This is a genomic window from Pedobacter suwonensis (assembly GCF_007833675.1).
Lineage (GTDB): Bacteria > Bacteroidota > Bacteroidia > Sphingobacteriales > Sphingobacteriaceae > Pedobacter > Pedobacter suwonensis.
In genome coordinates this window covers 3,314,971-3,330,285 of sequence record NZ_CP031708.1, presented here as the reverse complement: position 1 = coordinate 3,330,285, position 15,315 = coordinate 3,314,971, and the positions used below count along the sequence as shown (strand labels likewise).

At 40.7% G+C, this 15,315-nt stretch carries 13 protein-coding genes and 1 tRNA gene; 6 read left to right on the top strand and 8 right to left on the bottom strand.

The window, feature by feature from the left end; genetic code table 11:
- Positions 1-80 precede the first annotated feature (80 nt).
- From DV942_RS13665 to DV942_RS13655, 3 genes are all read right to left on the bottom strand, one after another.
- Positions 81-1,664, bottom strand: coding sequence for a hypothetical protein (locus DV942_RS13665; protein WP_145858307.1), 1,584 nt, complete (start codon positions 1,662-1,664; stop codon positions 81-83).
- 837 nt (positions 1,665-2,501) lie between these two features.
- Positions 2,502-3,479 carry a S41 family peptidase gene (locus DV942_RS13660; protein WP_145858304.1) on the bottom strand — a complete coding sequence of 326 codons (978 nt, stop codon included), beginning with the start codon at positions 3,477-3,479 and terminating at the stop codon, positions 2,502-2,504.
- A gap of 395 nt (positions 3,480-3,874) precedes the next feature.
- Positions 3,875-4,231, bottom strand: a complete 357-nt coding sequence (locus DV942_RS13655; RefSeq protein WP_145858302.1) for a winged helix-turn-helix transcriptional regulator — start codon at positions 4,229-4,231, stop codon at positions 3,875-3,877.
- 306 nt (positions 4,232-4,537) lie between these two features.
- Here DV942_RS13655 and DV942_RS13650 point away from each other — a divergent pair, with 306 nt between their 5' ends.
- The 6 genes from DV942_RS13650 to arsB all read left to right on the top strand — a co-directional run bounded on the left by DV942_RS13650 (position 4,538) and on the right by arsB (position 8,421).
- The gene (locus DV942_RS13650) at positions 4,538-4,933 is read left to right on the top strand and encodes a DoxX family protein (protein WP_145858300.1); all 396 of its coding nucleotides are present in this window, start codon (positions 4,538-4,540) and stop codon (positions 4,931-4,933) included.
- Positions 4,934-5,023: 90 nt separating this feature from the next.
- Positions 5,024-5,749, top strand: a complete 726-nt coding sequence (locus tag DV942_RS13645) for a DsbA family oxidoreductase (protein ID WP_222431111.1) — start codon at positions 5,024-5,026, stop codon at positions 5,747-5,749.
- A 105-nt stretch (positions 5,750-5,854) separates the two neighbouring features.
- A complete protein-coding gene (locus DV942_RS13640; RefSeq protein ID WP_090981219.1) occupies positions 5,855-6,184 on the top strand; it encodes an ArsR/SmtB family transcription factor in 330 nt (109 codons plus the stop codon).
- Positions 6,185-6,240: 56 nt separating this feature from the next.
- Positions 6,241-6,708, top strand: a complete 468-nt coding sequence (locus DV942_RS13635) for a DUF6428 family protein (RefSeq protein WP_090981220.1) — start codon at positions 6,241-6,243, stop codon at positions 6,706-6,708.
- A gap of 13 nt (positions 6,709-6,721) precedes the next feature.
- The gene (locus tag DV942_RS13630; RefSeq protein WP_145858297.1) at positions 6,722-7,342 is read left to right on the top strand and encodes an arsenate-mycothiol transferase ArsC; all 621 of its coding nucleotides are present in this window, start codon (positions 6,722-6,724) and stop codon (positions 7,340-7,342) included.
- Between the two features lie 2 nt (positions 7,343-7,344).
- Positions 7,345-8,421, top strand: coding sequence for an ACR3 family arsenite efflux transporter (gene arsB, locus DV942_RS13625; RefSeq protein ID WP_145858295.1), 1,077 nt, complete (start codon positions 7,345-7,347; stop codon positions 8,419-8,421).
- 487 nt (positions 8,422-8,908) lie between these two features.
- Here arsB and DV942_RS13620 read toward each other — a convergent pair whose 3' ends face one another.
- From DV942_RS13620 to metG, 5 genes are all read right to left on the bottom strand, one after another.
- Positions 8,909-9,619, bottom strand: coding sequence for a HesA/MoeB/ThiF family protein (locus tag DV942_RS13620; RefSeq protein WP_145858293.1), 711 nt, complete (start codon positions 9,617-9,619; stop codon positions 8,909-8,911).
- Positions 9,619-12,231, bottom strand: coding sequence for a DUF4132 domain-containing protein (locus DV942_RS13615; protein WP_145858291.1), 2,613 nt, complete (start codon positions 12,229-12,231; stop codon positions 9,619-9,621). Before DV942_RS13615 ends, DV942_RS13620 begins: the two co-directional genes overlap by 1 nt.
- Positions 12,232-12,233: 2 nt before the next feature.
- On the bottom strand, positions 12,234-12,623 hold the full coding sequence (locus tag DV942_RS13610; RefSeq protein WP_145858289.1) for a hypothetical protein: 390 nt from the start codon (positions 12,621-12,623) through the stop codon (positions 12,234-12,236).
- Between the two features lie 367 nt (positions 12,624-12,990).
- Positions 12,991-13,062: transfer RNA gene (locus DV942_RS13605), tRNA-Arg, on the bottom strand.
- Positions 13,063-13,202: 140 nt separating this feature from the next.
- Positions 13,203-15,311, bottom strand: coding sequence for a methionine--tRNA ligase (gene metG, locus DV942_RS13600; protein ID WP_145858288.1), 2,109 nt, complete (start codon positions 15,309-15,311; stop codon positions 13,203-13,205).
- Positions 15,312-15,315 lie beyond the last annotated feature (4 nt).

Here is a 15,315-nt window from a genome sequence, read left to right as displayed (position 1 = left end):
AGCCCATATCAAATTTAAAAAGTGATATGGGCTAATATTGACTTTAATACTATCAAAAAAAATTACAATATTTAATCCTGCTAGTATTGTTTGACTGATTTGGCCAAAAATGTCTTAATAATTGTCGTTCTTGCAATACTACTATTATTGGGAACGACGTCAAATGATATCCTTACATATAAATTAGCTGGTGCTTCAAATGTTTTAAGTGAGGTAACAAAAGAAATATAAGAAAAATCTGTATAAGCAGTAGTTGATTCATCCAGGTATTCTTTGTTACCTACAACCTCAGCTGGTTGACGGCTTCCGGTTGGGCTTAGCAACACTACTTCTTTTTTTAAATTTTGAATAGTTGCTCCATTAGCGTTTCCATTAATGACTGCGGGATTAAATAAAATATTAAATGAGGCTTGATCAAGCTCATAACTGTAGATGTAGGTATTCAAATTGCTTGGTACATCTGAGGGTTCCTCAACTGGAGGGATAACCTTATAAATTTTTACAGTGGGGGTGTTACTAATATTAAAAACTCCAAGCGAAGCTGGATAGTTAGGTATATAATCAGGAGCTATATTTTCTAATCCTTGAGTATTTGATATGAATACAACAGGATTAAACATCCCCTCCGGACTTTGGGTGATACTCCCATTGAGACTGATTTGAGTGTTCAGCTTTAGATTTATTTTTTGTTCACTAAAACCAGGATCATTACTTCCCCCTTTTATAGCAGAAAGTACCGCATTAAAAATGCTCTTTCCGCCACTTTTACTCTCTCCTTTAGCAGCTTCCTGAACTCCGTTTTTTACATCTTCCAATTTTAGAGGACCAAGTTTTTTAGAGAAAAAATTTCCTAATGCTTTGGAACCGGTTGCCAAAATACCTAGTTGACCAACACCAACAGATATTGCACCTTTTAGAAGCGATCCAAAAAGACTACTACCTGTTGGATTTGGAGTCTGAATGGTTCCGTCAATGCTCCCTTTTTGAGTCCCGTCAAGTGTGATTTGGCTAATGGAAGTGGAGTACATGCTCCATCTCAATTGATTTGCTACATAGCTTGTATTTAAAAGATTTGGATCATAAGCTAATTCAAATTCTTCAGCATACCATGTTCCACTTTGAACAATTTTTTCATTTTGCACCTTGGTAGATATGGTATTAAGTTGATCAAAATTTACCAATTCGCCTTGTTCAAAATTGAGAATGCTTGAGGTGTTAGTGGTTCCTCTCAAATCAAGTTGAAAGGTTACAACGTCAGTAGAGGCTCCAGATTTTGGAACCATGTAATAATATAGCCTCATAAGTCCCCGATACCGATTATAAATAATAAAGAAAGGATCGTTTGCTTTCCTTGCTGTAGTAAAAGTATTATAGTATAGCTCCCAACCATCAGACCCTCTATAATCATCCAGATATTGAACTGGAAAAGATCTACCCGTTCCACCAGCCCATGGAGCAGGAACAGTTTCTGTCGGTCCGAAAGGAAAGGCCGACAACTGATCAAATGCTAAGTTTGGCGAGGGAAGTCCCATAACCTTTTTAGGATTGGCAAAATTTTCTTTATTATTCTTTTCGTAAGCTAATTCAGGCTTAGAGCACGAATTAAAAAGTAAAGATGACGCAGTAGTTAGCCCAATAAGGCATCTTAAGAAAGTTTGTTTCATAATATATATTTAAGCATAATAAGCTGTAATAAATTAAAAATAATGCACTGTGTTAGTTATGAAGATGCAAAAATTACCTATGTGCATAGCACGAATTTCTGACTAAACCCATGTGATCAATAGGTATTCACTAAGGAATAAAGCTGTTTTTTTAGATAATAGGTTGAGATGAAATTATATTAATTAATGAGGTTTTTAATAATTAATTTGATAAATCTGGACCTTGCGAAGGTAAAAAATGTAGTTGTAAAAAGCAAAGCAATAACATTTTTAGCTATTACTAAATTATGCTTTATACTACAACAATAGAGCTAACCTATGGATACCAGACAATTGTCGTTATGCCTGGAAATTATCAGCAAGCATAATCAAAGCCATAGGATGTCATATTAATTACCCATTTACCCGTCTTGCTATCTAAATCATAAACCTTTTCTACCTAGCTGGGATGAATAACAGCTTGTCCATAGACAATATTATCCGTGGTGTGGTCCAATCTGGTTAAAGTTAAACATATTTGAGTATCCGATTACGGCGGAACAACTTCGGAAAGCAAATGATGTTTACCCGATAAGTGCATTCAGAACCGGCTATCTACTTGCAGAAAAGCAGATGAAAATCGAACTGTCACCACCAGCTATGGAATTGGCCATCTGATGTTGTAAGTTTACAATACAACAGCGCGTACCCACTAGCTAAATAGCTAAGGCAGCAAAACTTGTAAGCGTTGAGCACAAGATATCGATCAGTCAATTTCTTAAATGTGAACAACCTTCAGTTTTAATAGTTGCCATACCGTAAAGCTTACCAGTTCTCAAAATGGCTGTGGCGTTGGCTCTACTTTTCTAATAACCACGCTTTAGCGGCGTCAATCACACGATCATTCCTGGTGTTAGAAAGGTCGTCAATAAAAACATCGGGTTTAATGTTTTCTGGATAGCCTTTTCCGGTTCGGTCAGCTACGTAGGTTCTGGCCAATTGCAGCTGGTCACCATTGGAAAGATTAAAGGTATAATTAGCTGTGGTATACCCCGCCGATGTTTGCCCAAAAGATTTAACATTGGGCAGTCCGAGTAGCGAAACTACTGCCATCTCGCCGCTGCTTCCGGTTCTGGCATCCAGCAACACAGCGATTTTTAGTGAGTTGTTTTTAACTTTATAAGTGCTGATGTTGGCTGACTTACCCGAAATTTTACCGTTTTCATTTAGCCAGGGCTGTTTTTTTTCCTTGCTGCCATATACAAAGTAACCTGCAGTACCATCAGCAACCAGCGCATTCAGCCCCGCCAGCATAGGCCACATGTTACCACCTGTATTATGACGCAGATCTACAATCCAGCCTGTAATGGTGTTTTCGGTATCTAATTTTTGAATGATCCGACGGATGGTGTCTGCAAAATGAGCGTCTTTCACTTCATTAAAACTCAAACACCTTGGTACCTTAACCCAGGCAATACCATCTCCCAGATATTCGCCTTGTGGCCGTTCCGCCACTGGCGACTCGGCAATCTGCTTCATCCGTTTTCCGGAAATAAAAAATGAGTGTTTATCGCCGGCTGCCCTTAGCTTCGCTGTATAAAAATTGTAAAGTGCCTGCTTACTGGTAGAATCGTTGGCGGTTAACGATAACATTTCGCTTTCCTCCTGTATGCTTCGCCAATCTAATTTGTCGCTAAACATAGAATTATTTTTCAGTATGGTGAAAACTTCTTTATTTAATTTCACCGTAGTACGGCTAGGTGAATTGCTTTGGCTATAAACGGGGTTATAAAGTAAACCGCAAAAGATGATTAATAAATAGGCAGGGATTTTCATCAGTTTCTGTTTAGATATAATTAATGTAAAACGGTTAAAACTATAAAGTATTGATACAATTTTAAAGACGCGGAGTTAACGGAAAAGGTTGCATAGGAAATGTATTAAATGGTTTTGCCGGTCATTGCTATTGATAGGGACAGCATCTGAAAGCATATAATCGGATATATAAAATTCCCTGGATCGTTAATAGCACCGAAGATAAGTTAGATATTTTGATACGGGTACACCATTAGGTGAATAGGTGACTATGCAGATATTGTTTTAACCCCAACTGAAGAAAGTGATCATAACCCAAAAACTACCTGATCATATTTTATACAACGGGAATAATAGGCTAGGGAACGATTACAAATTGGCCAGGAATATTACGCTCGATTCGCAGCTCAATCATCTCATTGCTCCAATATTTTTTTTCTGTGGTTTGATCCCCAGTGATGTAGCGCCTCAATTACCTTTTCTAATGTAAAAACATAGTCTGTTGCCGTATATTCTACCAATACAGGCGATTCGTCATAAACAGTACGTTTGATCAGCTGATGTTCCTCCAGGTCTTTCAATTCTTTGGCCAGAACCTTAGAGGAAATTTTGGGAATGCTCCTTTCTATTTCTCTGAAACGTTTGTTGCCGCTCATGACAGAAATAATAATGAGGATTTTCCATTTACCACTGATCACATCAAGCGCGTCACGTACAGTCAGCATTCTTGCTAAACATTCATTTCTGGTATTGTCAGGAAATTTTTCTGTCATATCGCTTACTTTAAGGTAACTGCTTACATTTGGGTAACTGCTTACAAAATGTAAGCTAATGTACGTATTTTTGTATGAATAAAAGCCGTTCAAAATTTAAATGGGGTTATACAAAAATGGAATGAAACAAATATAGCTTCACAACAAGGCAAGGCCGTTTCCATAACAGGAACTTAAAAATGACGGGCATAACCTATGTTTTCAATCAACATTAAGCTATATCAACCCAAACCATTTTAAGATGGAACACCTATATAAAATCAAACTAGAAAATCTATTCCAACAATCAAATTAAATCAATTAAAAATGACAAAACAGATCGACTTCTCCCAGAATCCTGATAAAAAGGCAAAACGCATCTATTGGATCACCACCATTCTTACAATGGCCTTAATTATATTGCCATCGTATTTCGCACCGAGAGCATACCTCATCCAGACGACCAAAAACTTACAGTTTCCAGATTATTTCCCACTTGAACTGGATATCCTGAAAATGGTGGGAGCGATCACGATTTTAGTTCCGGCTATTCCAACGATGTTAAAGGAATGGGCCTACGTGGGCTTCGGAATCCTCTTGTTGTCTGCAAGTCTGGCGCACGGCATGGTGGATGGATTTGTAAAGGGTGTTGCCCCGCTTATTCCGTTTGCATTGCTTACGGTGTCTTATTATTATTTCCGAAGACTGAATTATGAAAAATAATGTGCTGTTTGTAGTTTTTTCGTGCTATTCTTCATCGCCTGTGGTCAGGAAATGCAACAGAACTAACCCACAGAAACAAAAAATATAACGATGGAAAATAAAATGAAAATAGAAATATGGTCGGATATTATGTGTCCGTTTTGCTACATCGGAAAACGGAATTTTGAGAAAGCTTTAGCCCGATTCCCCAATAAAGACCTCGTTGAAGTAGAATGGAAAAGCTTTCAGCTTGATCCCACAATGCCCGAAGCACCAAAATATCAGGATGATATGTATATGTTTGTAGCCGACAGGAAAGGCATGAGTTATGAGCAATCTAAAACGAAGCACCAGGACCTGATACAATACGCAAAAAGTGTGGGGCTTGAATATAACCTGGATAAGGCTCTGGTTACCAATTCAATGAAGGGCCACCGCATCATACAATTTGCCAAAACAAAAGGGTTAGGTGAAAAAGCCGAAGAAATTTTGTTTTTTGCCTATTTTACAGCGGGTAAAAATTTAAATAACAGTGCTACACTAGTTGAGTTAGGAAAAGAAATCGGTTTAACAGAAAGTGAGGTTTACACAGCCCTCACAGATCCTTTGTACCTGCAGAAGGTAGAAAGCGAAAGCTACGAAGCTCAGAGTTTTGGCGCTACAGGCGTCCCTTTTTTCGTACTAAACCGCAAATACGCCATCGCAGGTGCGCAACAACCTAACCATATTCTGCAAACTCTTGAAAATTCCTTTGCCGAATGGCAGAAAGAAAGCCCGCAGACCGCATTGAATGTAACAGCGGGAAAAGTATGCATACCTGACAAAGAATGTCATTAACCGTTAAATGACTTTTTCGCTAACGATTTTAAGTACCTAAATAAATAAAGATGCATGATTATTTTGCATTTTCAGCTATACATCGTAATATTGCGATATAAAATTATGGGGCTTACAAAATCAGAAATATTTACAGATGAGCAGAACCAGCTTTCTGCTTTATTGAAAGCAATTGCCCACCCGGCCCGGATTGCTATCCTGCAACGGATTATCATATCAAACACCTGCATTTGCGGGGATTTAGTGGGCGAACTTGGACTGGCGCAAGCAACAATATCCCAACACCTTAAAGAATTGAAACTAGCCGGCATCATTCAGGGCACCATAGAAGGTGTAAGCGTTTGTTACTGCATCAACCCCAAAACATGGAAGTTGTTAGAGGAACAACTTGGTGGATTTTTGGCCTCTTATAAAGGTGAAACGACCTGCTGTTAACCTTTTTTTAACTATATCAATCGTTAAATTGCAATAATACTATAAATATACAAATCATGAAATTATCGGAGATAAAAGAAATTTTAGCTGCAGCTGAAGGCGTAAATTTTAAACTGGAAAACGGCAACCCGGTGCCTGAACATTTCCATGTAACCGAGGTCGGAATTATTACAAAAGACTTTATAGACTGCGGCGGAACCGTTCGCCACGAAAAAGTAGCTAATTTCCAGTTATGGGATGCTGATGATTATGAACATCGCTTAAAGGCCAGCAAACTGCTTCACATTATCTCACTTTCGGAAGAAATTTTGGGGATGGAAGATCTGGAAATTGAAGTGGAATATCAGGCAGAAACCATTGGTAAGTATGACCTTGGGTTTGATGGAAAAAACTTTCTTTTATTGGCAAAAAAAACCGCTTGCCTTGCAATGGACAAATGTGGCGTTCCAGCTAAAAAGCAAAAAATTGAAATGGTAAATCTGGCCTCAGGTTCAGCATGTACGCCTGGTGGAGGGTGCTGCTAATTTAGATATAACGATGAAGGCAAAACTTTTCCATGCAATAGAAAGTGTGGTGAATACCATGAAGTTTGATAATATCACATCAGAACGCAAAGCGGTATTACAGCCCTTGATTGATTTTATTCAACATAAACACCACACAAAAAGTGAAATCAGGCTTAATCTGATCTGTACCCATAATTCGCGTAGAAGCCATCTCTCGCAAGTTTGGGCGCAAACAGCAGCAACTTATTATGGGATTAAAAATGTATTTTGTTATTCTGGAGGAACAGAGGCTACGGCCTTGTTTCCGGTAGTTGCCGAAACATTGAAGCAAATGGGGTTTCAGATTCAAATTATCGCCGAAGGCAATAACCCCATATATGCAATAAAATATAGCGATAAAGAACATCCTGTAATCGGCTTTTCGAAGACCTACGATAATCACTTCAATCCTTCGGCAGGATTCGCGGCAATAATGACCTGTTCACAAGCTGACGGCGGATGTCCCTTCATTTCCGGGGCTGAAAAGCGTATTCCAATAACTTTCGATGACCCGAAAGCATTTGATCATACACCACAGCAGGCCGAAAAATATCAGGAAAGAAGTTTGCAGATCGCAACAGAAATGTTCTACGTCTTTTCACAAATCAAATAAATATGGCTGCAAATACATGTACCCCTGCGGCGGAACGTAAAAAACTGGGCTTTCTAGACCGTTACCTGACTTTATGGATTTTTCTGGCGATGGCTATTGGCGTATCTATTGGCTTTTTGTTTCCGTCATCATCAGGTTTTATTAATTCTTTTTCCAGCGGAACAACCAATATTCCGTTGGCAATCGGACTAATACTAATGATGTACCCACCGCTGGCCAAGGTCAGGTATGAAAAAATGGGGGAAGTTTTCCGCAACACGAAGGTGCTGGGTACTTCGCTGGCCTTAAACTGGATTATTGGTCCTGTACTCATGTTTACACTGGCGGTTGTGTTTTTACAGGACTATCCCGATTACATGACCGGCCTGATCCTGATCGGCCTCGCACGCTGTATCGCAATGGTGGTGGTTTGGAATGAACTGGCAGAAGGCAACAGGGAATATGCAGCCGGTCTGATTGCGCTTAACAGCATCTTTCAGGTGTTACTCTATAGTTTTTATGCCTATCTCTTTATTACAGTACTCCCACCGCTGTTTGGTATTGATGGATTATCGGTAAACATTACCATTATTGAAATTGCAAAAAGTGTAGGGTTTTACCTGGGTATTCCCTTTGCCGCCGGGCTGATCAGCCGGTATGTTTTGATCAGGCTTAAAGGCGAGCAATGGTTCCAGCAGAAGTATATACCGTTTATTTCGCCAATAACCCTGATTGCGCTGCTTTTTACAATTGTGGTGATGTTCAGTCTCAAAGGGGAACTTATTGTGCAGATACCAATGGACGTAGTACGCATTGCCATTCCGCTGGTCATCTATTTTGCCATCATGTTTATCGCCAGCTTTTTTGCAGGGAAGAAAATGGGGGCTGATTACGCCCAAAGCACATCCATTGCCTTTACTGCAGCAGGCAATAACTTCGAACTGGCCATAGCAGTAGCTGTCGGAGTTTTTGGCATTAATTCCGGTCAGGCATTTGTGGGAGTAATTGGGCCACTGGTCGAGGTACCTGCGCTCATTGCATTGGTAAATGTCGCCTTTTGGTTTAGAAAGAAATACTATGGAATTGTCAAAGCATCCTAACACATATATTCTTGCCCCATCTCAACAACCATTTCTCGCCCTTCGGACGACGTAATTGGTCATCCTTTATACAACTGAACGGATGCTGAATCAAGGTATTTTATCAGCATTTGAACTTAAAAATCTGATGTAAACCTAATAGCCCATAAAAGCTGCCGAAATTTTGCATTCCATTTGAGAACGTAACAGCCCTCGCGAAAAGTATTTTAAAAAAACTAGTCAATTTCCGACTCTCTAAAATCACCATTTAGCATGGTCGAAAAAGAGTCTTAATGCGTTCAATGATATATTTGGCCAGATCCCTGGGGTTAGTCCATAAACCGGCGGCAGCCTGCTCTGGATAAATATGAAACTTGCCCTTTACCTCTTTGCCATCCCCATCGTATCCTGCAGACAGCAGGTCCTGCCTCACATTCCGGCGGATACTGGTTCTTCATCGCTTTTACCAAAATATAACTTACTATCACCGGCAATCTTTAAGTTCATCTTAGCAGGACTTTTTTATCTTGAAGGATTTAAAGATATTATTCAGTGTATCCATGCAGAGTAGCCGGCCATCCAGATTGCTCTCAAGGTCTAGGATTATTTTTAAAACTTCTGAGGCTTGCATAGTGGCAGCTGTTCCGCAGGTGGTATTGATGATACCGGAATTGTTACAGGTATTGAGGTCATTTTCACGCAGGGCCTGACTAGAGAAGATATCTTCGAGCGTGATCCCTTGTTTATGGTTCAACACCGTCAGATAGGCCGTCCATTCCAACACTGCTGCATATACCAAAGGCTTATGCAGCGACGCGCTGATTGTCCCAATCAAGATCCTTGTTTCCGTATCATCTGTGCAGTCGCATAAGATCCCGTAGTTTTCAATTAATGCCATTGCATTGTTTTCATCCAGCTTTTCGCAATAGGTGGTGATCTGTATTTCAGGATTGATCTGCTGAAGCCTTTCTTTTAAAATGTCTACTTTGTTTTTGTTCAGGTCTGCTGTGGTATACAGAAACTGGCGGTGCAAGTTGGTGATAGAGATCGAGTCCTGATCCACTATGCCGATATGGCCAACTCCGGCCGAGGCCAGGTAAGTTGCAAGAGGCACGCCCAGGCCACCTGCACCAATGATGAGTACTTTGGCATTGCCGATCTTTTCCTGTCCTCCCTTGAGTACCTGAGGCACTAGGATCTGCTGTTGGTAACGCTGCATTAACTTCTGTTAATCTGGGAGGTGATGGTGGTATCGGTGATCTTATCATCCTGGGCGAGCAAAAATGCCTTGGAGAGGATTACCGATAAACCTGCATCACCTTCAAATGGTATAAAAAGATTTTCTGTATGGCTTTTTTGGCTTCGGTCAGGCACGATACAGAGGTATTGGTCATTGGGTTCCATCAGGATGTTAGTGCTTCCCAAATGGATCTTATAGGTACGTAAGGTACCCTGTACGACCAGGAACTTATCCTTAATCTGGGCAACCTTACTGATCTTGAGGCGCGGCAATAAATTCGTAATGATTTCTTTCCTGTTTTTAGCCACCTCTGATAAATCCCCAAAAGAGAAAGTTGTCCAATAATCGCGATAAGCCGGCAGGCCGCCAGAGTCTTGCCAGGTGGGATCGTTACCCACACTCGCAACACCGACAAATAAATCCACATCCCTGAGCACCTCTGAAAGGGGAAGAGCAGGGATATCAATCAGGTTTTTCACCTGGTCATTTGAAGTGTCGATGAAGCGGATCTGATCGGTGGAAATATAGTTCCAGATGCCCGTATCGTTAAAGGCGTCGTCTGCTGCAACCTCGCTTACCCAATACTCTGCACGAAGGTTATATTCGGGAAGATAGACCTTTGCAGACTCGTTGTCACGGCCATCATCGTAAGCGCCGAGCAGCGAGTATTTCCATCCGCGTGTCTTTGCCAACATGTTGAACTGATGCTGTTTTAAAATGTGTGAGGCCATGCGATTGCTGTAGGTGCGGGTATTGATTTCGGCATCTGTGAGCAGGTAAACTTCCCTGTAGGCCTGTTTTAGAGGCTGCTGGACTTTCTGTTCGCTGAGAAACGCCCGCCATTGGGTAGTTTCCTGAGTACTGGCTGAAGCAGGATGCCAAAGCGATACCGTACAAGTATTTTTGGGTGTCACCCGGTTTCCCTTATTATCTCGCCATTCCTGACCGATTTGAATAAGGCTTTGCGGATGGCCTGGATTTTCAGGGTCGGTAAATGTCCAGATAATCTTTTCAGCGATAAAGCTGACCAGACCATGCTGCAGGAAATACTTTTCAAAGTTTTCGTAATTCCACACCCTACCAGTTCTAAAAAGCCTGTCAATCCGGTCTCTCTGGGCTGAGGTATTTTGATCAACTTGTTTTTGTGTATCCTTTATTTTTTTAAGCCGCTGCGCGTATTTTTCCTTAATGAAAGCTGGGACCGTTTTTTGGGGACTTCCGTCCGGCCTGGTCCAGCTAAGCGTTGATTTACCTATACCGGTAATCTCGAGTGTACAGTTATAATCTTCAAAAGCGTAACTGCGCTTTCCACGAAGAAGCTTAAAATCTTCGACAGCCATATCCTCAATATCATGCGTTGAGACTTTTTGGAAAGCAGCTGCCTCAGCAATGTATTTTTCGATGAGGGTCTGGGTGCTGGATTGTTTGATGCGTAGCTTAAGCCTGGAAAGATGCCCAATACCATCAAGACCTTTAGATTTATAGAGCGCATACAAACAAGCATTGCCCAGTCCTGCCGCTGCCGGGCCTTTGCCCGGAATTTTCCGGAAGCACCGTTCGGCCAGCTTAGCGATGAGGTTGAGCGTGTTCTGGTCATGAAAGTGTGCACATATCCAGACCAGGCCCTTGATGGCATCCAGGTTAATGCCACTTAAAAATTCAGTCGTGCTGTAGTTATAACGCTGGGCCCCGGTACCATAGGTGTGCGTCACGGTAGTTTCCTTGTGGGCAGTAATGAACGCTATCCAGCTGCCGATGACCTTCTTGAATCTATCCGTCCCCAAGGTCTTAACCAAGGCGAGGGATTCATCAAGGTATTTTTTGCTCGGTTTTGAGCCACTTGCTTTCTGGGCTTTGGAAAGCAAATCAAACCAGATTTGTTTTTCCGGGTTTTCCTTGGCCATCAGCATCGGGTTGGCATATGCTGCAAGCGCATCCTCGCCCAGAAAAAGCGTCGGTTTGGCTTCGTTGGCCGTCTGTTCGAAAAGCAGTTCATCAAGTTTAGCTTTTAATTTGACGATTTCTTTCAACGTCGTCTGATCACTGCTGGTATAGGCTTTTTTTAACTTCTCAAGCACAACTTTTACCGCGTCAGCAGGTTGATCAGCTTTGTACTGGTTTAAAAGCTGGTTGATAAACAACGCGATCGGCCACTGGCTGAAAGTGGACCATTTGCCGTACCGTTTTTTGGTAAAAAAGGCGTCAATGATCCTGATGATATCATTATCCTGATAATGGATCTTTGTCCGAAGAAGCTGCATCAGGTAAGCATCCCTGACGACATTGTCTTTGTATTCTTCTGAGCTGGTATCGCGATTGTGTTTTGTATAAGTGTCTGTTTCGCTAAGGCAGTACAGCAGGAAATCTGTTTTTTTATCATCTGACCAGTTTTGCACCTCATTCTGGTAAACATCAATACCGCTGAGCTTCACGTCATAAAAGTGCTCGTTCATTTTCACGCACTCCCTCCGGGTAGAAACAATAACCTTTTTGAAATCCGCGTTTTCAGTCGATAGGGAATCCGTTAGGCTGCTGGAAACTTTTTCAGTTGCACCAGCTATGGCCTGCTTAATCTTATCAAATATTTTCATCGCTATCCCCCAACTAAAGGCGTTAGTTTAATGAAGCTGATGGCCGTGTTGTTACCGAGCTCAACCTGCTGTTCCAGGCTTTCAGACTGTTGATTATCGATGAGTACAAAAAAGCCGTTTTTCTGAAAGGCATCCAAAGCAATGTAAACCTGTTTTTCGGCATCGATGAGTTTACGGTTTTTAAGCTTGTATCCGTTAAGCGTCTTTTCAGCATCTGTGGGCTCTACCAGACCATTAAAATATTCAGGGAGTTTATTGTTGTAGTTTTCAACCTCTTTTTTTACGCGGCTTGAGATAATCTCTGATACGCTTACGGTGCTGGACTGGAAATGAAGCTGGATCTCCTGAAGAATTTTACCAGCAAAGGTTTCATCTTTAATAGTAACGGTCATGTGGATGTGTTGATAGCAGTTTAGAATTTGTTTTCAAGATGCAAATTTTCTTTTTGCCTGGCAAATTTAAAAACAGATGCAGTGCTCCATATAAGATTGAGATCAATAACTCTAGCAGAAACATGAAACAATAGAGGTACAACAGGAACACGTTTCCGAATCACAGTCAAATAAGAAAACATAGAAACTATGGACAGGAATACGAGAAGCACCAACCGTATTTTACAAAAAAATAGTCAGTTTTCGACTCACTAAAATTAACCATTCAGCATGGTCGAAAAAGAGTCTTAATGCGTTAAAAAAACCAAAACAAAGTCTTGAAAATCAATGATTTGCACGACAATGTTCTGGTTTGAATCCGAGGAAGTGGTCCCGACGAGAATCGAACTCATATCTAAAGTTTAGGAAACTTCTATTCTATCCGTTGAACTACGGGACCAAATTGTTGCGCAAATATAGTAAAAGTTTTGTCGCAAGAGAATTCATTTTAACAGGCATTTTCCTGAGGAGAATGCCTGTTAAAAATTTAATAGAGAATAGCCGTCCAAGCGAATCAGCTATCGTTTTAGGAAAATCATATTATCTGATAACACTGCCCGCTTGAAATTTTTCTACAGGTGCCACGAAAGTGAGTTTGCCTTCAGCATTTTCGGCCATCAAAATCATACCTTGTGATAAAATCCCTTTGATTTCTCTAGGCGCCAGGTTAACAATCATACTTACCTGTTTACCTATAATATCTTCAGGTTTATAATACTCGGCAATACCAGAAACCACTGTTCTTTCATCAATACCTGTATCTACCGTTAACTTTAACAGCTTTTTAGTTTTTTCCACTTTCTCAGCCGCTATAATAGTAGCCACCCGGATATCCATTGCCGAGAAATCGTCAAACTGGATATTTTCCTTTGCCGGAACAGCAACAACGTTATTAGCTGCATTATTGGCTTTGCTTTGATTCAGTTTTTCGATCTGGAAGTCGATTTCTGCATCTTCTATCTTTTCAAATAAGAGTACAGCTTCTCCAATATCGTGACCACGTTTTAACAGGTTAACCGTACCTGCATCATTCCAATCATGACCGCCATTTTTAAGCATTTTCATTAACTTTTCTGCGGTAAAAGGCATAAAAGGTTCTATAAGGATCTGAATATTGGCGGCTATTTGAAGTGCAATATGTAAGATTGTCCTTACGCGGTCTTCATCTGTTTTAATCAGTTTCCAGGGTTCGGTTTCGGCCAGGTATTTATTACCCAAACGCGCAACGTTCATTACTTCTGATAAAGCCTCTCTAAAACGGTAGTTTTCTATAGATGCAGCAATTTTAGCCGGATAACCCGCCAATTCATCAATAACGGTCCTATCTATTTCAGCAATTTCCATACAGGTTGGTACAGCACCATCAAAGTATTTATGCGTAAGCACCACCACCCGGTTTACGAAATTACCCAGTATCGCTACCAGTTCGTTATTATTTCTGGCCTGAAAATCTTTCCAGGTAAAGTCATTATCTTTAGTTTCAGGTGCGGTTGCCGTTAATACATAACGCAGTACATCTTGTTTCCCTTCAAACTCTCTTAAATATTCATTTAACCAAACAGCCCAGTTTTTAGAAGTTGATATTTTTTGTCCTTCCAGGTTTAAGAACTCGTTTGCAGGCACGTTATCAGCCAAAGTATATTCACCATGCGCCATTAACATCGCTGGGAAAATAATGCAATGGAAAACGATATTATCTTTGCCAATAAAGTGAACTAACTTGGTTTCATCACTTTTCCAGTAATCTTCCCAACCACATTTGTCGTTTTCGTAATTATTAATATAGTATTCTTCTGCTTTTGGGTTCCAAACATCAAGCTTAGCATAGTTGCATAATTCTTTAGTTGCAGAAATATATCCGATTGGCGCATCAAACCACACATAAAGCACTTTACCTTCGGCATCTCGGAGCGGAACACGCACCCCCCAATCCAAATCTCTGGTCATGGCCCTTGGCTGTAAACCTGCATTTAACCAGCTTTGGCATTGGCCGTACACATTTGGTCGCCATTCTTTATGGCTTTCGATATACGTCCGTAAACGGTCTTCATATTTATCAAGTGGTAAAAACCAGTTTTTAGTTTCCTTTAAGATGGGTTTATCACCAGATAAGGTCGATTTTGGATTGATCAGGTCGGTAGCATTGAGTGTAGAACCACAGTTTTCGCACTGATCGCCATATGCATTTTCATTGCCACATTTAGGGCAGGTACCTGTTATGTACCGATCGGCCAAAAATTGTTTTGCAGTGGGATCGTAATATTGTTCGGTAATTTCTTCTGTAAATACACCTTTTTCGTAAAGGGTTTCGAAGAAGTCAGCAGCAGTTTGGTGATGGGTAAGCGATGAAGTACGGTGATAGATATCAAAAGATACCCCAAACTCTTTAAAAGAATCGCCAATAATTTTATGGTACTTATCTACCACTTCCTGAGGCGTAATCCCCTCCCTTTTGGCTTTTAGCGTAATGGGTACACCATTTTCATCAGATCCACAAATGAATTTTACATCGCGTTTATTCGATCTTAAATAACGGGCATAAATATCTGCAGGGATGTAAACACCAGCCAGGTGTCCAATATGAACCGGTCCGTTCGTATACGGAAGCGCTGCAGTTACGGTATATCTTTTTATTTTACTATTATCCAAAACA